The organism is Delftia sp. PX-1, assembly GCF_055797465.1.
In genome coordinates, this window is record NZ_CP184763.1 from 3,469,430 (window position 1) to 3,489,954 (window position 20,525).

Consider the following 20,525-nt stretch of genomic DNA (forward strand, 5'->3'; position numbering starts at 1 on the left):
GGAGGCTCCAGATCAGGCAGGGAAGGGTTCGACGCGGCGCGAGGGGGCTGGGTAGTACAGCTGTCCGCCGACGCGGCTGGGCAGCGTGAAGGCGTACATGCGCGCTGCGGGCAGGCCTGGGTGAGGTTTGAGCTCGATGCCCTGATAGCAGTTGCTGGGAGGGGTGTAGGGCTTCTGGGGTGTGGTCTTGGACATGTGGATGCAGAAATGAAGCGGCCCGCGCTGGGCGGGCCGGGTCAGAGTGGGGCAGGTCGATCAACCGGCCAGGGTGTGGCGGGCTGACGTAGGGAAGGGGTTGTGCGCCGTTGGCGTGCTGCTGGGGGCCGGCAGCTGCGGTGCCGCAGGCGGGGTTTCGAGGAAGTCGCTCCGTTCCGAGTGCGTGACCTTCAAGTACTCCACTTCGACCTTGGCTGTGTCCACCAGCACAGAGGCCACCTGAGCCACTGCCCGGGCGCGGTCTACGTCCATGGGCTGATCGCGGTTGCGAAGATCTGTCAGCGTGTCCAGCAACTGCTGGCGAACGTGCGTGATGTGCGGTGTGCTCATTTTGGTTGGCTCTCTTTGGCAATGCGGTTGACCTGGCGGGTGATGGCGCCCTTGAGCTGAACCAGCTTGGCCAGCTCGGGAGACTTGCGGGCGGGATGGTTGCGGCGCGCGTTCTCGGCGCGGCTGATGCATTCGAGGCGATCAGCTGTGATTTCGGCCTCCTGCGTCGTGCGTTGGCCCGGCCGAAACACGATGATGTGACCCTCTGGCACAGGGCCGTTCGCGGCCTCCCAGACGAGCCGGTGCACCGCTGTCCAGCGCCGGGCGGGGACGATGCTCCTGTCATCGGTCATCTTGCGTTCTAGAAGCCCGTCGCGCGTGACGCGCAGGCTGCCGATGGGCAGGTAGTTCCGGGACTCTTCGGGCCGGCGCGTCTTGAACTGCGTTGCCCGGGTGTTTTCATGGTGCCCCGTCGATCCCGGCACGCCTTTGTTCCATGGCGTGAGGCCTGGCTGGAACTGCGTGGCCACCATCCGAGGGTCATCCCTGCCGCGCCGGATTCGGCCGCTGTGCTCACTGTCATTGAAGGCCTGGGATTTCTTGATCCCCAGGGCCGCGGCCTGGCGGTAGATCGTTGACGTGCTGTAGCCCAGGACCTGGGCGACTTGGTTGGTGGGCGTGTCGGGGTATAGGGCGCGCAATTTGGCAATATGCTGCGCAGTCCAACTTGCCTGAGGGCGCAATGCGGGGGGAGTGACTTGGCTCATGCTGGTCCAGAACGCAAAAAGCCAGCTTTGTGGCTGGCTTTTTGAAGAGGGAGAGATCAGGACAGCGCATTTCACGCGCTGTGCTCACGCACGGAAAAAAAGCCACTGTTGAGTGGCTTTCATTTGGTTAACGAAGGTTTGCCTAGCTAAGCATCTCGATTAATTTGCTTTTCTTCTTCATAAATCCTTCGTTCCTCTCTGGATAAAGGGTCATTCTTTTTTTTGCTATCAAGTGCTTCTATCTGAACTCCTGGAGAAAAGATACTTTTGATGGAATCCCAGAAGACTTCCCAGGGGGTGCGAGGTTGTGAAAGCATATTGAACTCCAATTATCTTCCGTTGAGGTAGGGAGAAGGTGCGTTCCGCAACTCAGCAGAATCCAAATTTATAGTAGATTCTGTCTCCCAATCGCTAACTTTTTTCTTGCGTGGTGGGTCAGGCGTGCGGAAATAGTCATCGTTAGATACAGCATGGCTATCAATATCTGGAAGAGAATATTTATTTGGCCGTCTAAATGAACCTTTTGTGTCTTTGACTTTCATGTGGACCTCCGGTCCTGTGTGTTGACCGAAAATGACCAACTTTTTTCACACTACTCTGATTTCCAGCGGAAAACCGTTTGGGTAACAACAATTACCTGTATGTAGACGCGTATCAGGGCAGCGAAGCCCATCGCGAGAGGGCGCTTCTCGCGCCCTGTACCCATGCCCTCAGGAAATGTCAGGAACTGCTCGCGGTCTTTGCAAACGATCCGTCTCGGGGGCTGTCATGAACGAAAAAGCCCCTGGCAGTCTCGCATCCAGGGGCTTGGGGAGTCGCCTAGACTTGGCGCGCACCCCCTTGCGTGGTGTATCGGCCGGTCGTTGCTTAACTGTTGGCCGTTCTTATAAGACGCTGCTTCCGGACCTTGCGGTATCTCCAGGCCGCAGGCTGGCTTGGCTGCGGGAGAAGGTATCAGGACAGCGCGCTGTACGCGCTGTGCTCATGCCTCTGGGGTCAGACGGTGTGCGCGATTAGGAAATGTTCCCTGTCCTTGCCCACAATCCAGTTCGGCGGCTTGCCCCGGCCCGTCCAGGTTGCGCCAGTCTCAGGGTCACGGAACTTGGGTTCGCCCATAGAACCCTTCGACTTGGGGCCGCGGGTAGGGAAAACATCTTGCTCGGTCAACTGGTACTGCTGAACCATGGTGCGGACCTCTGCCACCGCACCAGCCTTTTCGGCTTTCATTACTTCCGCGATGCGTGCATCCAGCTCGGCCTTTTGCTGCAGCAGGGTCTTGTAGTCGCTCATTGTTTTTTCTCCGGTAGGGTTTCGAAAAAGGGGGCCTTCATTTGGTAGGGCCATGGACGAAAAGTTCTGGTCATGCCGCAATTGCGGCCGCCAGGAGGAATGCACCGGCAAAGCCAATGCTGTCGGCCAGCAAGCTCATGCCTGCAAGGCCAAGGAAAACGCTGCGAAGGTTCATGGCTGGGCCTGGAAGCTGTCACGAACGTCGGTGATGTGCGCAATCAAGCCATTGCAGAACGCTGCGAAGCTGGTGGCTGGCATGTGCACTGCTCCTCGGTCCTTGACGGTCTGGACTCCCACCGCGTTGGCGGTCGTGGCGCTTATCTCGAAGATGCCCAGGCGCGCATTGATCTGGCCCAGCTTCAACGTCTGTCCGCAGGCCACCAGTTCCTGCAGCTGCTGCTGGTCCAGTGCCGCCGGCTGGGGTGCGGCCGGTGGTGTGGGCTGCAGCGCAGGGATGGGTGCAATCTCCACCTCGACATGCAAATCAGGTTGCGTGGCCAGGTCGAAGCCGATCAACTCGGGCGGCGGCAGCGCTTCACCGCTGGCGGCAGGCGCTGGCTCCGGGTGCGTGGCCGCGAATTCCGCGATGCACTGCGCGTAGTACGCCCGGGCCAGTTCCAGCTTCACGTCCATCTGCGCCTCCAGCGCACGGTCGCGCTCGATGGCCCAGGTGGTCAGGCGCATGTGCTCGGGGATGTGCTCGACCAGGTGCAGCTGCTGCGGCTCATACTGGCCCAGCAGTTCCTCGGGCGTGTTGACCATGGTGTAGTTGACCTCCCAGCGGTCCACGTCCCAAAGTCGCATGTAGCCGCGCATCTGCCATTCATAGAGCGAGTCCTGGCAGTCGCGCACGAATGCGGGGAAGGTCTGCAGGCTCCACGAGCATTTCAGGTCGTGGCCGCAGCGGCGCGGCCCCAGGTCCACGGTGTCGGCTTCGCCCGTGATCTGGCCATCGCTGCGCCGCTCGGTGTTCTTGACCAGGGTCAGTCCGCGCACGCGGTTCAGCAGGGTCAGGCCTTCCGCTTCCACAGCCTTGCCCTTCTCGGTGTACTTGCTCGAAAAGTTGAAGTCCACGCCCCATATTTCCTGCCGCACCAGCTCGCGGATATAGGTCTTGGCGCCTTCGCTGAGCGTGCGCAGCTTGAGGTCTTCGAGCAGGGCCTTTTCCTGGTCTGTGCGCTCCTTCTTGGCCTGGATGGCCTCGACCTCGGGCGTGATCAGCGCGGGGTCGATGCTCGCGGGCGCGGTCATCAACTTGCCGATGCTCGAGCAGCGAAACAGGATGGGCCTCATGGCGCGCCTCTTGTGGCGGCAGCGTTGAAGGCGATGAGGCCGACGCGGTCTTCTGTGAGGGCGGAACGGCCTTCGCGGCAGGCCTCGGCGAACTTGTCGGTACCGCGCACGCTGATGATGTAGTCCACCCAGTCTTGAGCCAGTTCGGAGAGAGGTGCAGCCGCGCCGCCCTGGCCGTCGTCATCCTCGCCGGCCTCGGCCACGCCCGTGATCTGCTTGAGCGTGTGCCGCTGCAAGTAGGTCGTGGTGGAAATGATCGCCTGGATGGCGTTCTTGCCGCCCGTCTCGTCGGGCTGGGCCGTGAGCGATATCTTCTCGCTGTGCCCCAGACGATGCCGCAGCTTGCAGGTCACGGTGATGTCGCGGCCCGCCTGGCTGGTTTCCCAGGACCGTGAGAAGCCGTGGGCGGACAGCTCTGGGCCCACGGCTTGCACCACGTCGTCCAGTTCGGCGTGCATGTAGCTGGTGCGGCCCTTCATGGTGGTGAAGTCCACCGCCTTGCGCTTCACGATCCTGATCCCCTTGGACTGGAAAGCCGCCAGCGCATCGTTGTAGGCCTTTTCGGCTTCTCGGCGCTCACCCCGTTCCCACAGATCCATCAATTTTTCGATCTGCTCGGGGTGCACGCCGCGCTCTTGGAGCGTCAGCAGGAAGTGCGCAGCAGGGGACATGACCAGGGCAGCGGGCGCGGCGTTTGCCGTCGGCATCAGGTCAATGGCTGCCGCTTCGGTCTTTGAAACAGCGTTCATGGGAACCTCGGAGGTTGCGGAAAAAGTAACGCCCGCAGTAGCGGGCGATGGTCGGCGCCGGCGTGGCGCTTGGTGGATAGGGCGGTCATTCCGGGTCTTCCGGATCGCCGCGCATTTCGCGGACGGCAGACAGGTAGCGGCGCCCGCCAGCGGGCCACGCACGGTCCAGTTGTTCCCCTGCCTCCTCAAGCATTTCGAGCAGCAGAGGCACCTTCTCGGCGTCGGTCAGGTCAGCCAGATTCATGGCTTCTCGCGGTGGCATTCCACCTGCCTCTCGTCCAGCCATTCCGCATGCATGCCGGGGCACGCCAGCGCGCTGACGGTGGCGGGCGGGGCCTTGGCGGGCTCATCGTCAAGCGTTGCCTGCAGGCACAGCAGGCTGATGCCCAGCAGCATGGCAATCAGCCATGCCAGCGGCGGCGGGTCCGGGATTTCGTCACGTTGGTGCATGGTGGCTCCTCGATCAGTGGCGGTTTCGTTGAAGGTCCGCGATGTCTTCGCGGGCACGTTGGCGGGCATAGGCCCGCAGCCACTCGTCCATGGAAATGCCCATGACGGTCAGCTGCGGGTGTTCGGGGTTCAGGCTCTGGCCCATGCGCTCGCTGGCGGCGGCGATCTGTTTGGCCAGCTCGTACTGCGCGGCCTGCAGGGCCTCCTGCACAAACTCGGCAGTGAAGGGCGGGCCGTAGTACTCGCGGACGTAGGTGTCCAGTTCGGCGTCTTCTGCCTCGGCGCGGTCGTAGCGCGCCGCGTTCTCTGCAGCGGCCACTGAGGCCCAGCAGATAGAGGGGAGTCGTGCGTTCATAGGCTGGGCCTCCAGAAATGAAAAAGGGCCTGCGTGTGCAGGCCCTTGTGAGTGGGTCGATGGAGCCGGGTCAGAACCCACTCCAAAGGTTGAGATTGCCGGATGGCTCCGGCTCCATCGCGGCGGCGTCCTGGGGAAGGGCGCCAGCGTGATGGTTTGATGAAGGCGAGTGCCTGGCAGCGGCTCTAGTCGAGACATGAGCCACAATGTGCGGCGTTCAAATGGAGGGAATATGTCTACAGGTCATTTCAATAGGCTGCACTTACAAGATTGCACCGTGCTAGGTTCCAATGGGTTTCCCTTCTCGGTCGGAGGGAAGGTCAACCTGGCCTTTGATGAAAATAATTTGCACTGCCTCGGGGCAAGCCGCACTGTGTCCTTCGGTTATGTTGAGCTCGCCGAGTTGCAAATTTCCGGGCCTGGGAGCGTGACCAGCGGTGGCGGTTTCATTGGTGGTGGCTTCGGCGTTGATGGTGCGCTTCAAGGTATCGCTATCGCTGGCGTACTAAATCTCCTGACCACGCGCTCAAAGATCCACACGTTTCTTAACATCGTCACGAACTTCGGCGAGTTACATCTGCACTATGGGGAGATGGAGCCAGGAGCTCTTCGCATGGCACTCGCTGCCGTATATGTGAAGCTGCGCCGACTTGATCCAGCCTGGATTGACACGCGCTTGAGAGTGCTCGAAGCTCAGAAAAATGCCAGCGTGTTAACGGAAGAACAGTTTTCTGCAGCCAAACACAGGCTGTTGGTAGCTTCCGATTGGAAAGATCCTGTAGCGGAGGCCAAAGACCTCCAGCTGCTGCGTGACGCGAGCGAAAAAACCGCGCTGCAGAACGGCCCAAAGGGTACCTGCCCGAACTGCGATAACCTGATTTCGATGCAAGCAGAGTCCTGCCCTCGCTGCAAAGCCGCATTTGGAGTCGGCTCTGCTTGGCAGGTGATTCCTGCATCAAGCTGAAGATTACGGTGCCCGTGCAATTTCGATCTGTGGTGGCATTCTGAGATGCGTCTACCACCTACTTTTTCAGCCACTCAATCAGTGAGTCCAGCCGCTCGTAGAACCCCCTGGATATCTCATCGATTAGACCTGTATGCAGTGCAAAAAGTCCAATGAATGCACCAAGCAACAGCCAGAAAACATCTAGAGTATTTTTATGGTCATTGATGTTCTTGCGAGCCTGCGCGACGTGCTGCTCGTGGTCCTGGGCGGATGCCTTACCGCCGTCTTCGGGCATGTCCAGGCGCGGCACATGCTCTACAGCCAAGCGCGCATGAAATTTTGCGGAGCCTTCTTGCCGGAGCTCACCGAGCTGTTGGGACAAGATGTCAGAGCCGACGAATGCGCCACACTCCAACTCCTCGAGGGCAGCTTCTCCCGTCACCACAGCGCATACGTAGAGTTGTGGGCCAGTGCTGGCCGATGGAAGCGGCGCGGCCTGGAGCGCCGTTGGCAACGCTACTGCTATGGCGACGAGCCCGAGTCCCTCGATCAGCCGTTCACGTACCTGGCCGGCAACGCCTATGAAGAGCCTGACATGCGCAGGCTTGCCGTCAAACACATCCAACATCTGATCTCCTGACATCAGTGAACCGGAAACAGAAACGGCCTCTCTTCGAGGCCGCTTTTGTTTCGCCCGTACTTTCCGAGCTGTCAGCGCTTGCGCGCAGGGCTTTTCTGTTCTTGGCAACCCTGTTTGCCTCAACCCCGTATTCAGCCCCAGGGTGTGGACTTCGCGGGGCCTGTCCCAGTCTCCCGGCAGCTCTTACCTGCGTGTGCAGTGGCTGGTTCAGTGAGGCAGTGCGCCGATGGTCTTTTGTAGGCCGCTGATCTGATCCCAACTGCGGCGGGGCTGGTCCGATCACCGTTCCCCAGAACGACCCTGCGGTATGCCGGAGCTGCCCGGCTTGCGTTGTCGCTGGGATGAAATGTACCTTTGGGTATTGTATAGATGCAATACCTTTGGGAAAGACCTTGAGGTATTGTTGGGTATTGTTCTGCCTGCTCGTTGCCATTCGTTTGTGCCGATGTCGGGCGATGGACGAAAAAAAAGCCACCGCATGGGTGGCTCAGCTAGAGGGGAGGAAAGATCAGTAGATTTTGCTTTCCCAGGCGCGCAACACCTTGGCCAGGATCTGGAAGTTCATACCTGGCTTGATGTACCACTCTCGGTACTTCTTGTTCTCACTAATCACCAAGATTCCTTCCCCGGGTATGCGCTGAAGGCGTTTGATGAAACCCTCGCCATCAACTGAGAAAAAGTACACGCCATCGAACTCACATTCCCGTACGCCTGTGTCCACCAACAAAGGATCGCCAGGATTGAACATCCCCAACATGGAATCTCCGAACCCGGTCACGATCGAGAGATTTTCATAGGCTGTCACATAGGGAAGGTTCTTTTGCGCCCACTCGCTACTGACGCTCCAACTCCTGATCACACCTGGCTGATCGCGCAAAACCAAGCCGCCGCCCATGGCGCCGCCGGTTGAATACTGTCGAATCACTATCTCGTCTCGTGCTGGTTTCTGGTCGGCATTTCCAGTCATGGACGGCGTGGACTCCAGAGTGGCCATAGCCTCTTCGGGAGTCATCTCCCAGAAGCCGCGAGGCAGGTCAAAAGTAGCGCGCGTTGCATCCATCAACTCCTGGCCGATGCCCTTGGCGCCCTTCTTGTCCTGGGGATAGAAAAGCCGGTTGATATAGCTCGCGTCCTTGCCGATCGCCCGTGCCATGGCAGCACGGTTTCCTCCGGCAAAGCGAGAGCAGACGATTGTAAGAAGCTGTTGCAGCCGCGCATGGTTGTCCATGGGCCCATTGTCCAAACATATACCCACAGGTACAAGGTTCCTGAGGTATCTTCTTTGTGTACCTTGGGGTATCATGTGAGGCATGAATTCGTTCAAACTGTTCTTCTCCGAGCTGGATCGGGCTGGGCGTGCTGAGTTCGCCGCGCTTTGCGGTACCACGCCGGGTCTGCTCAACAAACTCATTTATGGCGGCGGTCGCGTCGAACTGGGCCTCGCTGATGTGATGGTTGCCGTTGGGTGCGGGCGCTTTGTTCTGGCAGATCTTCCGCTTACAGAACGAGCTAAGGCGCAGCATGAGGCGCGTACCAAGGCATATGGCGGGGAGGCCAGCAATGGCTGAGAAATCTCCAGACACCGCTACTCCCATGCGTCAAGCCATGCGTCGCTTGGTCGCCTTCGCACGCGGCGCGGGCCGCACCAGCTGCTCCGACACCATGGAGCTGCGGCAGCAGTGCGATGCCAACACCCTGCGCGTGCTGGACGCGCTGGCCAGGGCCAGGGGCATGGAGCGCCCGGCCTACATCGAGGCGGTATTGGAAGAACATGCGAAAGAAGCGTTGCATGAGGCAAGTCTGATCGTGCGTCAGCTGCGGGGCAATCCGCTGCTGGTGGAAGCGCTTGGAGCCCCGCCGGAGACCTTTGGTCTGCCTGCGGCCGAGGAAGAGGTGGGGAATGCACGAGCAACAACTGCCTGAGCCCCTGGTTCCCGAGGATTGCGACCTCGCTGATTTCGCCTTCATGCCTCTCGATGTCGCGCGCTTGCGTGACTCGGACCTTGCTGCCAATGAAACGCCGGATGCCTGTTGGGCTGCCGTGCTCCTGTGGTCAGCGGCTTGGCACCAAGTGCCAGCGGGCTCCATGCCTGACAACGATGCCTGGATTGCGAAGCAGGCCGGCTATGCCCTGCGCGGGCGCATCGATCCGAAGTGGAAGCGTGTGCGCGAGGGCGCCATGCATGGCTGGGTGCTGTGCAGTGATGGCCGCTATCACCATCCCGTGGTGGCAGAAAAGGCCCGGGATGCCTGGGCCTCAAAGCTGATGCAGCGCTGGCGGACAGAGTGCGCGCGCATCAAAAAGCACAACGACAGGCACGGGACAAGCGTGGGACGTCCCTCGTACGAGGAGTGGATTTCCTCGGGACGTCCTGCGGGACAGCCTTTGCCACTCCCTGGCGACAAGGGCTCTTGTCCCGAGGGACAAGGCGGCGTTGTCCCTGGGGACAGCCAACCCGGTCCCGATGGACAAGGGCCATATGTCCCTGGCGAAACCCACTCCAAGAGACAGGGAGAGGGACAGGGACAGGGACAGGGACAACCTATTTATTCCGTACCTGACGGTACGGGCGGTCCCGCCCCCAACACGCCAGGCGACATGACCAAAGACGAGCTGTGGCGCGCCGGTAAGTCGCTGCTCGCAGAGGCTGGGATGCCGAGGGCTCAGTGCGGTTCGTTCGTCGGAAAGCTGGTCAAGGACTACGGCGATGCCGTGGTCGTTGAAGCCGTTCGTGCCGCCGTAGTGGCTCGTCCTGCGGACCCGGTTGCCTACCTCAAGGCGACGTGCCAGGGCGCAACCGGAGAGCGCCGCCAACCAAACCGCCAGGAGGCCCAGGAGGCCCGCAATCGCAGCGTTGCCAGCGCGTGGGCAGCGCAAGGAGAGACCCATGAAGCAAATTGACCGGGCGGCCTTTGGGCAGCTCGTGACCGATGTGTTGGCGTACTACCGCCAGGACGCCAGCAACTTCGTGCTGGACCTGTGGTGGAACGCCTGCCACGGCTTCGAGTTGGAGCAGATAAGCGCCGCGATGCAGCGGCACTGCATCGACCCTGAGCGCGGCCAGTTCGCCCCCAAGGTCGCCGACTTGGCGCGCATCCTGCAGGGCACCGCTACCGATCGGGCTGCCATCGCATGGGGCAAGGTCCACGAGGCGATGAGTGCTGTCGGCGGCTACTCGGACGTGGTGTTTGACGATCCAGCAATTCACGCGGTCATTGAGGACCTGGGGGGATGGCCGAAGGTCTGTCGCACCGACCTGGAGGAGCTGTCCTACCTGCAGCATCGCTTCTGCGAAGCGCACCGCGCGTACACCGGGCGGGGCCACTTCGAGTATCAGCGCCGCTTGGCTGGTGATCGTTCGCCCGACTTCGAATACACGAGTCGCGGGCTCCCGCTGCCGCGCCCGGCGTTGGTGGGCGAGCAGAAGCGTGCCATCGCGGTGTTGTCCAACGGAAATGCCGCTGGCAAGACGCTGATTTCTTCGCTACCTGCCAAAGCAATGCAGTTGCTGGAGCGTGCTGCCCCAAACAGGAGCGACGCATGACGCTGCTGCAGCTGCTCAAGTCCGGCGCCGTGCTGCGCTACCGGCCCGGGTTCCGCTTCTACGCGGTCCAGCAGGGCCGCGAAATCTCCGTCAACCAAGTGGAGGCCGAGGCAGCCGTGCGCGCCGGCCGCGTCCGACCCGAAAGCACCGGCCCCGATGGGTTCGGCGTGTACCACTTCTCGCTCAGGAATTCCCAATGACCCGCAGGTTTGAATTTGCCCGCGACCAGGTGCTGGCCACCATCGAGGCCGGTCCCGTGCAGTACGCCGCTCTGGCCGGCACGATGTCTGATTCAGCCCGCGCCCAACTGCGCGCCATCATCGATGAGCTGACGGGGCAGGGCCTTATACGGCTGATCCAGCTGGACCGCTTCCCGCACTACGTGACCACCGACTGGGTGATGCCCGACGAGCTGCGCCTGCAGCTGATCGAAGGCAAATGCCGGCGCACCCTGGATGGCTGCTTGATCTGGACGGGCTACATCGACCCGCGCCGCGGCCCTATGGTCCGTTTCGGACCTGACGGCCCGCCCACGGCAGCTCGCCGCGTGGTGTGGACGATCAAACGCGGCCCGCTGGGCCTGCAGCAGACCGTGCGCGCGGGCTGTGACGACCCCGCATGCGTGGCCTACGAGCACATGAAGCTGGGAACTCGCGCGGACAAGTCACGAGGCCGCAGCCTCACACCCCTGACCAAGCTGCGCATTGCCCGGGCACAACAGGCAGCGCGCGGCAAGCTGACCATCGAGAAGGTGCGGGCCATCCGTGCGAGCGCTGAATCGGAGACAGTGCTGTCAGAGCGCTACAGCGTGTCGAAGCCCACCATCGGCCAGATCCGCAGGAACGAGACGTGGCGGGAAGAGGGTGGCATGTTCACCGCGCTGATCCCGGGGAGGGCGCGGGCATGACTGTGATCCTTGGAATGGACCCCGGAGCCAACACGGGCGTGGCCGTTTTCGTGGACGGCCAGCTGGTGGAGCTGCTGACGATCCCGCCGCACCACATCGAGCGCACGCTGGCCGCGCGCATGCCGTCGCGCGTGGTCTTCGAAGACAGCCGGCTGCAGTCGCACACCTGGACGCGCGGCAAGACCGGCGCTGCCAGCGCCAAGATGGCGCGCAACGTCGGCCAGGTGGACGCGCGCTGTGCGGACATCACGGCGCACTGCGCAGACCTGGGCATCCCGGCCCACGGCATCAGCCCGGCAGGGAAGGGCGGCAAGCTGGATGCGAAGCGCTTCGCGGCCGTCACGGGCTGGGCGGGACCGAGCAACGAGCACAGCCGCGATGCGGCCATGGTGGCCTGGCCATATCGCCGCGCTGCGGATCTGCGAGGAGGCCGCCATGGCTGAGATTGCCCTGCACGCCCGCTGGGATGGCCCCGAGCAGGCCCGGGCCAACTTCCTGCAGCGCGTGGCGCCCTGGTGCATGCAGCAGTGGGAGGCCGGCCGCCGGCTGGAGGTGTTCGTGCGTCTGCACGAGGACGCCAAGACCGATAGGCAGCGCGTTTTCTATCACGACTTCGTGCTGGCCGAGATCGCGCGCCAGGTGGTCATCGACGGCCGCCGGCACTCGAAGGCCACCTGGAAGGAGCACTTCCGCGCCGAGTACTTGGGCAGCCGTGCGGTGACGCACCATGACCCGATCAGCGGCGCCACGACCACGACGCAGGAGCGCATCAGCACGGAGAGCCTGGGCGTGCGCGAGTACGGCGACCTGATCGACCGCGTGATGGCCCACGCCATCAGCGACCTGGACGTGGAGTTCCCGGCGACCTTCGAGGAGTGGGAGCGCGAGCAGACCCACCCGGACACGGGCGAGGTGATTGGCGGGGTGTGCCCATGACCGCGCGCAAATGCCTGTTCTGCGGCGGGAAGGCCGAGCTGCTGTGCGATACCTGGCTGGGCTGGGAGCGCAAGCGGGGCGAGCTGGAGCAGAAGGCGCCGCACCTTTTGGCTGCGCCGTCGCACGCGATCCCCATCCGGTACCGGGCAGTCCATACCTGCGATGCGCCGTTGTGCCGGGCCTGTGTCCACAGCGCTGGAACGATGTTCTTCCGGATGCGCGGCCATGGCTCTTGGGCAGAGAGCATCGACTACTGCCCAGGCCACGACAGCGGCGACCGCAGGACCGAAATCACCGGACTCCAGGCCGAGGCCATGCGCGCCCGCTGGCGTGCCGGTGCGCTGGCCCGCCGTGGGCTGGTGGAGCAGGGAGGCCAGCAACTGGGCCTATTCATGGAGCAGCCGTCCTGATGCGCCGCACTGCCATCAAGTCCGGCGGGGCAGGGTTCCGCCGGCGGGTCGCTCCTGTCTCCCATGCTGCCCACGAGCTGGCGCGCGAGCAGCGCCTGGAGGCCCGTGCTGCCCGCACCATGGCCGAGGCCCGGCCGCGCGCCGCCACTGTGGCCGTCATCGATCAGTACCAGGCCCTGCCCGCGCCGAAGACCGTGCCCCAGCGCAACCCGCGCCTGCGTGCCTTGGCCAAGGGTCAGCAGTGCCTGCTGCTGGTCCCCGGGATCTGCACGAACGACACCACCACCGTGGTCTGCTGCCACAGCAATCTGTCCATCCACGGGAAGGGCGAGCGCAGGAAGGCCGACGACCACTACAGCGCCTGGGGCTGTGCGGCGTGCCATACCTGGCTGGACCAGGGGCCTGCGCCTGCTGCGCGCAAGGAAGCCGCGTTCATGGCCGCGCACCTGCGCCAAGTCCTGGCATGGCGTGCGCTGGCCTGCGCCCCAAACATCGATGCCCGCGACCGCGCCGCTGTGCTGTGGGCGCTGGGCCTGCTCAACGCCACGCCTATTCTGGATTTTTGAAAGAGGACCACCTTGGAAACCAAGGCCGCGAAGATGAACCGCGACGACACGCAAAAACAAGAAGGTGGCCCCACTTGAGCTGCATGGACTGGATGGCTGGCCAGCTGGAGGGCCGGCAGGAGGAGGGCACGCGGCGCAACAACCCGCGCCCTCAAGGCGTCATCCGCCCGGGCAGTGGCACCGACGTGCTACTGCGGTTTCTACGCCAGGCCCCCGGGCGCTGGTTCTTCCATTCCGAACTGATCCTAGCCCTGGGCTGCAGCAAGGGAGAGATCGATTGGGCACTGCTGTATCTGGTGCGCGAGGGCTTGGTGGAAAGCAGGTTCACCGATTTGCCAGCGCGCAAGCCAGTCTCGCGGTACCGTCTTCGAAGAGATGCGGTCAATGATGCATAGATCAATGAGGTTTGAAAACGCGTGGTCTAACTATGTAATTAATGATATGAATCTGCTAGACTGATTGCAAAATTTTCTTCGTTGCGTTCGAGTAATTTCAAGTTATGTATATTTTCTAAAAATATTCTTATACTTTGAGGTTCATTGGGCTAATTAATTTTCTTTGATTAGGTGGATTTATGCGATCTAGCTTTTATGACTACTACTCGCCAAGCGATGATCAATATAAGCAGCTCTGGGAAGAGGCGCTAATAGTTTTAGATACTAATGTCTTGCTTAATTTGTATCGATTGCCTACAGCGGCTAGGGATGATTTGTTCGGTGTTTTGGAGAGTCTTAAGGCACGTCTTTGGATACCTCATCAAGTAGCTCTGGAGTTTCAGCGCAGGCGCTTGTCTGTAATCGCGAAAGAGCGCAAATCGGTTGAAGAGGTTCTGAAATTGGCTAGTTCACTAGTTGATGGCATAAAGTCAAAGGTTGAGAAGTTAGAAATCGATAAAAGGGGGTTAGGGATTAGCTCGGGACCTTTGCTTGATGAACTTGAGCAGGCTAATCAGAAGTTACTGGAGGCTATTAAGGCCACACATTCGGCACAGCAGGATATATCTGGTGATGATAATGTCCGCAGTCGTCTTGATGATTTGTTTGAAGGCCGTGTTGGGGAAAAACCGAATGATCAAGCTGCCCTAGATGCGATGATAAGCGACGGCGAAGAGCGTTATAAGGAGAAAATACCTCCCGGGTTTGCTGATGTCGAGAAAGAGAAAAATCCCAATGAAGCAGTTTTTATTTTTGATCGTATAAAATTTCAGAGAAAATTCGGTGATCTTATTTTGTGGAAACAATTACTGGAAAAACTAAAAACAGAGAAATCTGAAGCAGTGCTATTTATTACGGGAGATAGAAAAGAAGACTGGTGGAGGCGGGAAGAAGGACAAACTGTTGGACCTCATCCAGAGCTAGTGCGTGAAATTGAAAGAGAAGGCGGAGTAAAGCTCTTTTGGATGTATACATCTCATCAGTTCGTAGAACATGCTAATTTATATTTTAGAGCAAGAGTTTCTTCTGAATCCGTTAACGAAATAAAACAAATCGCGAGTGTTGGCCCTGTGTTTTCTGAATCGATTGACGCATTTACAGTGAAGTCATTTGATTCTATGAATCAATCGATCGTTGAAATACATGATTTTGGCGGTCTCAATGAAATTGAGAGAGGGGTAGGACGTTGGTTGCAAAAGATGGGAAGACCGGTTCGCCGAGCTGTCAAAGGTTCGCCTGATTTTGTGGTAATAGAAGAAACTGGCCTTCACGGATATGAGGTTAGATATTCGGCAGATATCGCAGGATATCTTAAGGGTAGAAGGATTAGAAGTGGTTTGTCTGTCGCTAATCGTATTTTAAACAATGTGGAGATTTCAAAATTGACTCTCGTCATTGTTACTGATGAAGATAGAGTTCAGTCTATTTATAAATTGGATGATCTTGTGATGAAGGTGGCTGCAGAATTTTCTCAAAAATATGAAGTGGATGCAATTTTAATTGGGTATTTGGATGATGGGGTTTTTTCGCCGGTAATGGAGTATGAATATAACTTCAATGGAGATAATGATGAGGGGGATTTCTATTAGTAGTGAATTTAATTTGTTGAAGATAAATGTATATTTCTAATAAATCAACTATTGGTGGAGCTATTATTTTGAATGTATTTGGTGATTGGATAAATTAATTTTCCTTATGAAGGTGCATATCATTTCAAGTCTGCCCACTTCGAAATATAAGGAAAAAAGGGCTGCCAGTAGGAGTTCGGAGCCAATGCATAGATACCGGATCGATCATATGATTTCTCCTGAAACATGGGCCCATGCGCTGATGTCTACGCGTACCGGGAGGACGGCGCCGTGATGTTCCTCGCGGATGTAGGATTCACGCTACCGGAAATTTGTTTAGGCACCGACAGCCTTCAGGCCGCTGCTGGCCCACCATGAAAGCTCTGAAGAAACAGGAGCAATGAATGGCGATGTCAGAAAAGATCCAGGATCTGCGCAAGTGGGATGACTCTCGCAAGGGGTTTACGGGCGAGCACTGGTTGGTGCTCGGTGCTGGCCTCTTGGCGCTGCGGCACGCCCGGCGGACGGAAAGTGGCGTGGGCCGCTTGGTGAGCGGTGCGCTGGGTACGGCCCTGATTGCGCGGGCGGCAACGGGCCGTGACGGTGTGTTGGGCACGGCCGAGCGATTGGCTGCAAAGCCCACGCTAGCCGAGCGCCTGCAGATCGCTGCGCGCCGCCTGTAGATGCCCAGATAGAGGAAGCTCGTCTTGCTGCCATGAGGCCAGGGCGCTGCGCTCGCACACTTTGGTCAAACAAGCCCTGTGCCAAACCGGCCAGGGCTTTTTTCATTGGCAACAGACGCGCTTCAGTTGGGTAGCACGCTAATTGTTAATAGCTTTCAATAAATGAAACGAGGCTATCAATTGTTAATTTTTGTTAACTAAATGCTATTTTGTATCTGATGATCGTGCCGCTCGGGCGTGCACCAGGGAGGTTGCATGCCCGCTTGAAAATTAGGGGGCATGACGCCCCGTCGCGGAGATCATCAAATGGTAGGACTTGGTAAGCGGGGCGTTGCTTCGCTGGTTCTGAGCGCAGCGGTGTGTGGATCGGCTTGGGGGCAGATGGTCGTGCCGCCGGGGAGCAGCATTGATCTTGCTGGGGGCTCTTTCCAGCTTCCTTGCACGGCGGTCCTCATGCAAGGCGAGTTGACTTTGGGTACGGGAAGTTTTGACACAGGTTCGTTCGCTTTCGACTCAGGGGCTACCGTCACTGGGACGGGGGGGCAACTGAACGTCAGTGGGGACCTCACAAGCACCGTGCCGTTGAATCTGGGAGCCAGCAGCGTAGTCCTGTCGGACAGCTGTGCGCCCGGTTCTGTTCTTCAACTGAGTGGAAATATCGTCGTGAAAGATCTCACGCTGATCAGCACCACCGCGACCCCTCCCACCATCGTCCTGCCGGCGGGCACCAACCTGACGGTTCTTGGAACGCTGACCCTGGGCACTCCTGGTCGGCCGGTCGTGCTGACTTCTTCTGGCCCGGGCACTGCCGTTGTCACGATGGGGCCTGGCGCCACGTTGTCGAATCCCAGTGGTAGCACCGTACCTGGAAATGTGCAGATCGGGGCACCGGTGGTGACTTCTCCGGCAAGCATTCCCACGCTCAGTACCTATGGGCTGATGTTGATGAGCTTGATGCTTGGTGGTCTGGCCCTGGCTCGCCAACGTCGTAGCCGTACAACACTCTGAGCTGTTCATTCTCTCTCTTCATCCTGGGCTCGTAGGTCTGGCGCAGGGTGCCCAAGTGCTTTATCTCAACGGCAGCTGAACTATGTCCCGTAAAGAAATCAACGTACCTTCTCGCCTGATTTTTGCTTTGTGCCTGAGCGCTGGCTTCCTCGCGCCTGTCGCGCACGCTGCTGATGTCAGCATCACCATGCCTCCAGGCGGAAATTTCATTATCAAAAATTCGGCAGGGGCCGAGCGTCTGCGTGTACAGAACACAGGTGAAGTCGTGGTTCCGGCTTTGCCGGCCGATACAGCCACTGGCAGCCAGCTGCTGTGTGTCGATGGCGTGACGGGACAACTGGTGCATTGCGCTCCAGGCATTGGCGCAGGAGCCACGGGTGCGACGGGGGCAACAGGACCCACGGGCGCCACAGGGGCTATCGGTCCCGTGGGTCCTACAGGCGCAGGGGCGACGGGAGCCACGGGCTCGACAGGTGTTACTGGAGCGACAGGCGTAACGGGGCCGACAGGCGCCACGGGCGTGACGGGAGCCACGGGTCAGACGGGCGCTACTGGTGAGACAGGAGCGACAGGCCCAACAGGTGCGACGGGCGCCACGGGTGCCACCGGCCCCACGGGCAATACCGGTGCCATAGGTCCGCAGGGTCCTCAGGGCTTGCAGGGTATACAAGGCGTCCAGGGTGTCCCCGGCACCACAGGAGCTTCGGGCAATGTGGGTGCGACGGGTCCCCAGGGTATTCAAGGCGAGACCGGTGCCACGGGCGCGACAGGGCCTGCTGGTCCTGCCGGCGGTGGCGTGACTTTGGTTGACGCCAACAATGTGACCCTGGGTAAGGTGGTGAGCGCGGCGCGGAATAACATCACTCTCGTGACCAGCACGGGCCACCTGATGGTGATGTCCTGGGATGGGACGCTTCCCAACGCTCAGATCTATTACAAAGGCACGGGCCCTGGCAACTGCTCAGGTGAAGGTTACTTGAATTCAGGCAGTCCCACGACGGCAAGCTCCATCTACGCCAAGACGGTTGTATGGTCGCTTTCGCTGGGCTCATTCATGGTGACCTCGGCGACACCTCAGTCCAACGGAACGGTCCTGGCCGTTATGCCGACAGGTATCACAGGGTTTGACAACTCGAGTTGCGGAACCTCTACCGGGGGCCAGTACGGCTGGCTGCTGCAGCCCGTTACGGCAGCTCAGATTGGCCTTCCCTCGCCGATCGTTGCGCCCTTGAGGCTGCAGTAGGCGCAAAAGCTAGTCTGTGATGGAAGCAGGGCCCGCAATTGCGGGCCTTGTTTTATGTTACGTGTCATCAGGACTCCGCGCCAGGATCGGCACACGACTCGTGTTCAGCGCAGTACGCCTGTATGCCCTGCGACAGAGCTGCTTCCTCAGGGTTGTTTTGCGGAATGCCGTCCCAAGCCTGCCAGCTTCGGGAGGATGAGCAAGGAACAAAAGCAGGCCCCGCAGTGGGAGCGCATCGAGCTGGACTACAGGGCTGGCATCAAGAGCCTGAGGCAGATCGCAGCGGAGCAGGGCATCAGCGAGGGGGCGATCCGCAAGCGGGCCAAGCGTGACGACTGGAGCCGTGACCTGTCGGAGCGCATCCAGGAGAAGGCAGAGCAGCTGGTACGCAAAGAGGCGGTACGCAGCGAGGTACGCGCGGAGCGTACTGCGTCCGAACGTGAGGTGGTGGACGCGAATGCGCAGGCTGTGGCCACCATCCGGCTGGCGCACAGGCGGGACATCCAGCGGGCACGCAAGATCACCAACGCGCTGCTGGATGAGTTGGAGCAGATGGCGGACGCGGACACGGTGGCCTACCTGCAGGAACTGGGCGAGATGCTGCGCGCGCCCGACGACAACGGCATGGACAAGCTGAACGACCTCTACCAGAAGGTCATCAGCCTGCCGGAGCGCTCCAAGACCATGAAGGTGCTGGCAGAGAGCCTGCGCATCGTGGTGGACATGGAGCGCCAGGCCTTCGGCATGAACGACAAGGACGCGGGCAAGGGGCCAAACGGCGGCGGCAACGTGGGCCACTTCGAGCTGCACTTCGTGGATGCGCCGGCACGGGAGAACGATCCGCGCGACGGGGAGGGGGCATGAGTCTGCTGTCCGCAAGCCTGCAGGCCGCGCACTTGGCCGATGAGGAGCCGGACTTCGCAGAGGACTACGAGGTAGACCGCTCGCGCGTCCGGGTCGAGTTCCCCTCGAAGCTGCGCGGCCTGTTCCAGCCCAAGCGCTTCAAGGTCATGTACGGCGGGCGCGGCGGGGCCAAGTCCTGGTCCGTGGCCATGGCCCTGCTGGTGATGGGCAGCAACCGCCCCCTGCGTATCCTGTGCGCGCGCGAGATCCAGAAGTCCATGCGCGACTCGGTGCACCGCCTGCTGTCCGACCAGATTGCGGCCCTGGGCCTGGGCGGCTTCTACGAGGTGCTGGACACGGAGATCCGCGGCGCCAACGGCACGCTGATCCTGTTTGCGGGCCTGCAGAGCCACACAGTGGACTCGATCAAGTCCTATGAGGCCATTGACATCGTATGGGTGGAAGAGGCCCAGAGCGTCAGCGCGCGGTCTTGGGAGGTGCTGGTGCCGACCATCCGCCGGCCTGGCTCGGAAATCTGGCTCACGCTCAACCCAGACCTGGCCACGGACGCCACCTATGCGCGGTTCATCGAGGCCGCAGACAGCGACACCTGGCTGTGCGAAATCAACTGGCGCGACAACCCCTGGTTCCCCGAGGTGCTGGAGAAGGAGCGCCGCCGGCACTTCAAGCGCGACCCGGACACCTACTGGAACGTCTGGGAGGGCCGCCCCAAGCGCACGCTGGCCGGCGCGATCTACGCCAAGGAGGTGGAGCGCCTGTACAACGAAGAGCGCGTGTGCCTGGTGCCCTACAACCCCAAGCTGCCCGTGCACACGGTCTGGGACCTGGGCTGGGCCGACAACATGGCCATCGCCTTCGTGCAGCGCACGGCCATGGATTTCCGCGTCATCAACTTCATGCAGGACAACCAGAAGACGCTGGAATGGTACGTGGAGCAGATGGAGAAGCTGCCGTACCGCTGGGGCACGGACTTCCTGCCGCACGATGGCGCCCATGGGGACTTTAAGACCGGCCAGACGGCCCAGCAGATCCTGGAGGACATGGGCCGCGAGGTGGAGGTGCTGGAGCGCGCGGGCCTGGAGTCGGGGATCCGTCTGGCGCGCGGCATCTTCTCCTCGGCCTACATCGATGCCCAGCGCTGCGCCAAGCTGCTGGACTGCCTGAGCCGGTACAAGCGCCAGATCGACCCGCGCACGGGCGAGCCCGGGCCACCGCTGCACGATGACGCCAGCCACGGCGCGGACGTGTGGCGCTACATCAACATGGCCCTGCCGCTGATGGACAACGACACTGCGGGCGCTGTGCCTCTCAGGCGACGCGCGGGCGGCATGGCACGCTGATCCCGTACCAAGCCTGCCACTTTCGCGGGCATGCCTGCATGTATC

Annotated in this window: 29 protein-coding genes; 17 read left to right on the forward strand and 12 right to left on the reverse strand. The window is 60.5% G+C overall.

All coding sequences use genetic code 11. The features are described from left to right. Positions 1–12 precede the first annotated feature (12 nt). The 10 genes from ACN20X_RS15965 to ACN20X_RS16010 all read right to left on the reverse strand — a co-directional run bounded on the left by ACN20X_RS15965 (position 13) and on the right by ACN20X_RS16010 (position 5,390). Positions 13–195 (reverse strand): hypothetical protein, encoded by a 183-nt coding sequence (locus ACN20X_RS15965; protein ID WP_473209568.1) that lies wholly within the window; start codon positions 193–195, stop codon positions 13–15. 60 nt (positions 196–255) lie between these two features. Then, positions 256–546: a hypothetical protein gene (locus ACN20X_RS15970; protein ID WP_473209569.1), complete on the reverse strand. Its 291-nt coding sequence runs from the start codon at positions 544–546 to the stop codon at positions 256–258. Next, the gene (locus tag ACN20X_RS15975; protein ID WP_392457126.1) at positions 543–1,253 is read right to left on the reverse strand and encodes an HNH endonuclease signature motif containing protein; all 711 of its coding nucleotides are present in this window, start codon (positions 1,251–1,253) and stop codon (positions 543–545) included. The genes ACN20X_RS15970 and ACN20X_RS15975 overlap by 4 nt, the downstream gene beginning before the upstream one ends. Positions 1,254–1,582: 329 nt before the next feature. Then, positions 1,583–1,795 carry a hypothetical protein gene (locus tag ACN20X_RS15980; protein ID WP_392457127.1) on the reverse strand — a complete coding sequence of 71 codons (213 nt, stop codon included), beginning with the start codon at positions 1,793–1,795 and terminating at the stop codon, positions 1,583–1,585. A 454-nt stretch (positions 1,796–2,249) separates the two neighbouring features. Beyond that, the gene (locus ACN20X_RS15985) at positions 2,250–2,543 is read right to left on the reverse strand and encodes an H-NS histone family protein (RefSeq protein ID WP_473209570.1); all 294 of its coding nucleotides are present in this window, start codon (positions 2,541–2,543) and stop codon (positions 2,250–2,252) included. Between the two features lie 171 nt (positions 2,544–2,714). Continuing rightward, complete coding sequence (locus tag ACN20X_RS15990; RefSeq protein WP_473209571.1) at positions 2,715–3,836, reverse strand: hypothetical protein; 1,122 nt, start codon at positions 3,834–3,836, stop codon at positions 2,715–2,717. Next, a complete protein-coding gene (locus ACN20X_RS15995) occupies positions 3,833–4,585 on the reverse strand; it encodes an ERF family protein (RefSeq protein WP_473209572.1) in 753 nt (250 codons plus the stop codon). The genes ACN20X_RS15990 and ACN20X_RS15995 overlap by 4 nt, the downstream gene beginning before the upstream one ends. Positions 4,586–4,670: 85 nt before the next feature. Continuing rightward, complete coding sequence (locus ACN20X_RS16000) at positions 4,671–4,829, reverse strand: hypothetical protein (RefSeq protein WP_238003424.1); 159 nt, start codon at positions 4,827–4,829, stop codon at positions 4,671–4,673. Beyond that, positions 4,826–5,035 (reverse strand): hypothetical protein, encoded by a 210-nt coding sequence (locus ACN20X_RS16005; RefSeq protein WP_473209573.1) that lies wholly within the window; start codon positions 5,033–5,035, stop codon positions 4,826–4,828. The genes ACN20X_RS16000 and ACN20X_RS16005 overlap by 4 nt, the downstream gene beginning before the upstream one ends. A gap of 13 nt (positions 5,036–5,048) precedes the next feature. Continuing rightward, complete coding sequence (locus ACN20X_RS16010; protein ID WP_473209574.1) at positions 5,049–5,390, reverse strand: hypothetical protein; 342 nt, start codon at positions 5,388–5,390, stop codon at positions 5,049–5,051. A gap of 277 nt (positions 5,391–5,667) precedes the next feature. Between ACN20X_RS16010 and ACN20X_RS16015 the strand changes: the two genes are divergently transcribed. Beyond that, positions 5,668–6,354: a hypothetical protein gene (locus ACN20X_RS16015; RefSeq protein ID WP_473209575.1), complete on the forward strand. Its 687-nt coding sequence runs from the start codon at positions 5,668–5,670 to the stop codon at positions 6,352–6,354. Positions 6,355–6,412: 58 nt separating this feature from the next. Here the strand turns inward: ACN20X_RS16015 and ACN20X_RS16020 are convergent, their stop codons facing one another. Both ACN20X_RS16020 and ACN20X_RS16025 read right to left on the reverse strand, forming a co-directional pair. Beyond that, on the reverse strand, positions 6,413–6,964 hold the full coding sequence (locus ACN20X_RS16020; protein WP_473209576.1) for a hypothetical protein: 552 nt from the start codon (positions 6,962–6,964) through the stop codon (positions 6,413–6,415). A 520-nt stretch (positions 6,965–7,484) separates the two neighbouring features. After that, complete coding sequence (locus tag ACN20X_RS16025) at positions 7,485–8,204, reverse strand: S24 family peptidase (protein ID WP_448677207.1); 720 nt, start codon at positions 8,202–8,204, stop codon at positions 7,485–7,487. Between the two features lie 82 nt (positions 8,205–8,286). On the opposite strand from ACN20X_RS16025, the gene ACN20X_RS16030 reads away from it, so the two are divergent. The 16 genes from ACN20X_RS16030 to ACN20X_RS16105 all read left to right on the forward strand — a co-directional run bounded on the left by ACN20X_RS16030 (position 8,287) and on the right by ACN20X_RS16105 (position 20,480). Continuing rightward, a complete protein-coding gene (locus tag ACN20X_RS16030; RefSeq protein ID WP_473209577.1) occupies positions 8,287–8,544 on the forward strand; it encodes a hypothetical protein in 258 nt (85 codons plus the stop codon). Then, positions 8,537–8,899, forward strand: coding sequence for a hypothetical protein (locus tag ACN20X_RS16035; RefSeq protein ID WP_473209578.1), 363 nt, complete (start codon positions 8,537–8,539; stop codon positions 8,897–8,899). Before ACN20X_RS16030 ends, ACN20X_RS16035 begins: the two co-directional genes overlap by 8 nt. Continuing rightward, on the forward strand, positions 8,877–9,878 hold the full coding sequence (locus ACN20X_RS16040; protein WP_473209579.1) for a DUF1376 domain-containing protein: 1,002 nt from the start codon (positions 8,877–8,879) through the stop codon (positions 9,876–9,878). The genes ACN20X_RS16035 and ACN20X_RS16040 overlap by 23 nt, the downstream gene beginning before the upstream one ends. After that, a complete protein-coding gene (locus ACN20X_RS16045) occupies positions 9,865–10,521 on the forward strand; it encodes a DUF6475 domain-containing protein (protein ID WP_154834791.1) in 657 nt (218 codons plus the stop codon). The genes ACN20X_RS16040 and ACN20X_RS16045 overlap by 14 nt, the downstream gene beginning before the upstream one ends. Next, entirely contained in the window at positions 10,518–10,721 is a 204-nt protein-coding gene (locus ACN20X_RS16050; RefSeq protein ID WP_392407919.1) for a hypothetical protein, read from the forward strand. The genes ACN20X_RS16045 and ACN20X_RS16050 overlap by 4 nt, the downstream gene beginning before the upstream one ends. Then, positions 10,718–11,428: an HNH endonuclease family protein gene (locus ACN20X_RS16055; RefSeq protein ID WP_473209580.1), complete on the forward strand. Its 711-nt coding sequence runs from the start codon at positions 10,718–10,720 to the stop codon at positions 11,426–11,428. Before ACN20X_RS16050 ends, ACN20X_RS16055 begins: the two co-directional genes overlap by 4 nt. Beyond that, entirely contained in the window at positions 11,425–11,871 is a 447-nt protein-coding gene (locus tag ACN20X_RS16060; protein WP_473209581.1) for a hypothetical protein, read from the forward strand. Before ACN20X_RS16055 ends, ACN20X_RS16060 begins: the two co-directional genes overlap by 4 nt. Further along, positions 11,864–12,364, forward strand: coding sequence for a recombination protein NinB (locus ACN20X_RS16065; RefSeq protein ID WP_473209582.1), 501 nt, complete (start codon positions 11,864–11,866; stop codon positions 12,362–12,364). The genes ACN20X_RS16060 and ACN20X_RS16065 overlap by 8 nt, the downstream gene beginning before the upstream one ends. Next, the gene (locus ACN20X_RS16070; RefSeq protein WP_473209583.1) at positions 12,361–12,774 is read left to right on the forward strand and encodes a hypothetical protein; all 414 of its coding nucleotides are present in this window, start codon (positions 12,361–12,363) and stop codon (positions 12,772–12,774) included. Before ACN20X_RS16065 ends, ACN20X_RS16070 begins: the two co-directional genes overlap by 4 nt. Next, on the forward strand, positions 12,774–13,340 hold the full coding sequence (locus ACN20X_RS16075; protein ID WP_473209584.1) for a nuclease domain-containing protein: 567 nt from the start codon (positions 12,774–12,776) through the stop codon (positions 13,338–13,340). Before ACN20X_RS16070 ends, ACN20X_RS16075 begins: the two co-directional genes overlap by 1 nt. A gap of 83 nt (positions 13,341–13,423) precedes the next feature. After that, complete coding sequence (locus tag ACN20X_RS16080) at positions 13,424–13,735, forward strand: hypothetical protein (protein ID WP_473209585.1); 312 nt, start codon at positions 13,424–13,426, stop codon at positions 13,733–13,735. Between the two features lie 179 nt (positions 13,736–13,914). Further along, a complete protein-coding gene (locus tag ACN20X_RS16085) occupies positions 13,915–15,363 on the forward strand; it encodes a PIN-like domain-containing protein (protein WP_473209586.1) in 1,449 nt (482 codons plus the stop codon). 383 nt (positions 15,364–15,746) lie between these two features. Beyond that, the gene (locus ACN20X_RS16090; RefSeq protein ID WP_473209587.1) at positions 15,747–16,025 is read left to right on the forward strand and encodes a hypothetical protein; all 279 of its coding nucleotides are present in this window, start codon (positions 15,747–15,749) and stop codon (positions 16,023–16,025) included. 663 nt (positions 16,026–16,688) lie between these two features. Further along, on the forward strand, positions 16,689–17,033 hold the full coding sequence (locus tag ACN20X_RS16095) for an IPTL-CTERM sorting domain-containing protein (RefSeq protein WP_240479186.1): 345 nt from the start codon (positions 16,689–16,691) through the stop codon (positions 17,031–17,033). Positions 17,034–18,471: 1,438 nt separating this feature from the next. Next, positions 18,472–19,140 carry a hypothetical protein gene (locus ACN20X_RS16100; protein ID WP_473209588.1) on the forward strand — a complete coding sequence of 223 codons (669 nt, stop codon included), beginning with the start codon at positions 18,472–18,474 and terminating at the stop codon, positions 19,138–19,140. Next, positions 19,137–20,480: a PBSX family phage terminase large subunit gene (locus tag ACN20X_RS16105; protein WP_473209589.1), complete on the forward strand. Its 1,344-nt coding sequence runs from the start codon at positions 19,137–19,139 to the stop codon at positions 20,478–20,480. The genes ACN20X_RS16100 and ACN20X_RS16105 overlap by 4 nt, the downstream gene beginning before the upstream one ends. Positions 20,481–20,525 lie beyond the last annotated feature (45 nt).

What these genes read in the sequence shown, in the direction of transcription:
- ACN20X_RS15965 (WP_473209568.1), bottom strand. Translation starts at nt 195, where the DNA reads ATGTCCAAGACCACACCCCAGAAGCCCTACACCCCTCCCAGCAACTGC.
- ACN20X_RS15970 (WP_473209569.1), bottom strand. Translation starts at nt 546, where the DNA reads ATGAGCACACCGCACATCACGCACGTTCGCCAGCAGTTGCTGGACACG.
- ACN20X_RS15975 (WP_392457126.1), bottom strand. Translation starts at nt 1,253, where the DNA reads ATGAGCCAAGTCACTCCCCCCGCATTGCGCCCTCAGGCAAGTTGGACT.
- ACN20X_RS15980 (WP_392457127.1), bottom strand. Translation starts at nt 1,795, where the DNA reads ATGAAAGTCAAAGACACAAAAGGTTCATTTAGACGGCCAAATAAATAT.
- ACN20X_RS15985 (WP_473209570.1), bottom strand. Translation starts at nt 2,543, where the DNA reads ATGAGCGACTACAAGACCCTGCTGCAGCAAAAGGCCGAGCTGGATGCA.
- ACN20X_RS15990 (WP_473209571.1), bottom strand. Translation starts at nt 3,836, where the DNA reads ATGAGGCCCATCCTGTTTCGCTGCTCGAGCATCGGCAAGTTGATGACC.
- ACN20X_RS15995 (WP_473209572.1), bottom strand. Translation starts at nt 4,585, where the DNA reads ATGAACGCTGTTTCAAAGACCGAAGCGGCAGCCATTGACCTGATGCCG.
- ACN20X_RS16000 (WP_238003424.1), bottom strand. Translation starts at nt 4,829, where the DNA reads ATGAATCTGGCTGACCTGACCGACGCCGAGAAGGTGCCTCTGCTGCTC.
- ACN20X_RS16005 (WP_473209573.1), bottom strand. Translation starts at nt 5,035, where the DNA reads ATGCACCAACGTGACGAAATCCCGGACCCGCCGCCGCTGGCATGGCTG.
- ACN20X_RS16010 (WP_473209574.1), bottom strand. Translation starts at nt 5,390, where the DNA reads ATGAACGCACGACTCCCCTCTATCTGCTGGGCCTCAGTGGCCGCTGCA.
- ACN20X_RS16020 (WP_473209576.1), bottom strand. Translation starts at nt 6,964, where the DNA reads ATGTTGGATGTGTTTGACGGCAAGCCTGCGCATGTCAGGCTCTTCATA.
- ACN20X_RS16025 (WP_448677207.1), bottom strand. Translation starts at nt 8,204, where the DNA reads ATGGACAACCATGCGCGGCTGCAACAGCTTCTTACAATCGTCTGCTCT.
- ACN20X_RS16030 (WP_473209577.1), top strand. Translation starts at nt 8,287, where the DNA reads ATGAATTCGTTCAAACTGTTCTTCTCCGAGCTGGATCGGGCTGGGCGT.
- ACN20X_RS16035 (WP_473209578.1), top strand. Translation starts at nt 8,537, where the DNA reads ATGGCTGAGAAATCTCCAGACACCGCTACTCCCATGCGTCAAGCCATG.
- ACN20X_RS16040 (WP_473209579.1), top strand. Translation starts at nt 8,877, where the DNA reads ATGCACGAGCAACAACTGCCTGAGCCCCTGGTTCCCGAGGATTGCGAC.
- ACN20X_RS16045 (WP_154834791.1), top strand. Translation starts at nt 9,865, where the DNA reads ATGAAGCAAATTGACCGGGCGGCCTTTGGGCAGCTCGTGACCGATGTG.
- ACN20X_RS16050 (WP_392407919.1), top strand. Translation starts at nt 10,518, where the DNA reads ATGACGCTGCTGCAGCTGCTCAAGTCCGGCGCCGTGCTGCGCTACCGG.
- ACN20X_RS16055 (WP_473209580.1), top strand. Translation starts at nt 10,718, where the DNA reads ATGACCCGCAGGTTTGAATTTGCCCGCGACCAGGTGCTGGCCACCATC.
- ACN20X_RS16060 (WP_473209581.1), top strand. Translation starts at nt 11,425, where the DNA reads ATGACTGTGATCCTTGGAATGGACCCCGGAGCCAACACGGGCGTGGCC.
- ACN20X_RS16065 (WP_473209582.1), top strand. Translation starts at nt 11,864, where the DNA reads ATGGCTGAGATTGCCCTGCACGCCCGCTGGGATGGCCCCGAGCAGGCC.
- ACN20X_RS16070 (WP_473209583.1), top strand. Translation starts at nt 12,361, where the DNA reads ATGACCGCGCGCAAATGCCTGTTCTGCGGCGGGAAGGCCGAGCTGCTG.
- ACN20X_RS16075 (WP_473209584.1), top strand. Translation starts at nt 12,774, where the DNA reads ATGCGCCGCACTGCCATCAAGTCCGGCGGGGCAGGGTTCCGCCGGCGG.
- ACN20X_RS16080 (WP_473209585.1), top strand. Translation starts at nt 13,424, where the DNA reads ATGGACTGGATGGCTGGCCAGCTGGAGGGCCGGCAGGAGGAGGGCACG.
- ACN20X_RS16085 (WP_473209586.1), top strand. Translation starts at nt 13,915, where the DNA reads ATGCGATCTAGCTTTTATGACTACTACTCGCCAAGCGATGATCAATAT.
- ACN20X_RS16090 (WP_473209587.1), top strand. Translation starts at nt 15,747, where the DNA reads ATGGCGATGTCAGAAAAGATCCAGGATCTGCGCAAGTGGGATGACTCT.
- ACN20X_RS16100 (WP_473209588.1), top strand. Translation starts at nt 18,472, where the DNA reads ATGAGCAAGGAACAAAAGCAGGCCCCGCAGTGGGAGCGCATCGAGCTG.
- ACN20X_RS16105 (WP_473209589.1), top strand. Translation starts at nt 19,137, where the DNA reads ATGAGTCTGCTGTCCGCAAGCCTGCAGGCCGCGCACTTGGCCGATGAG.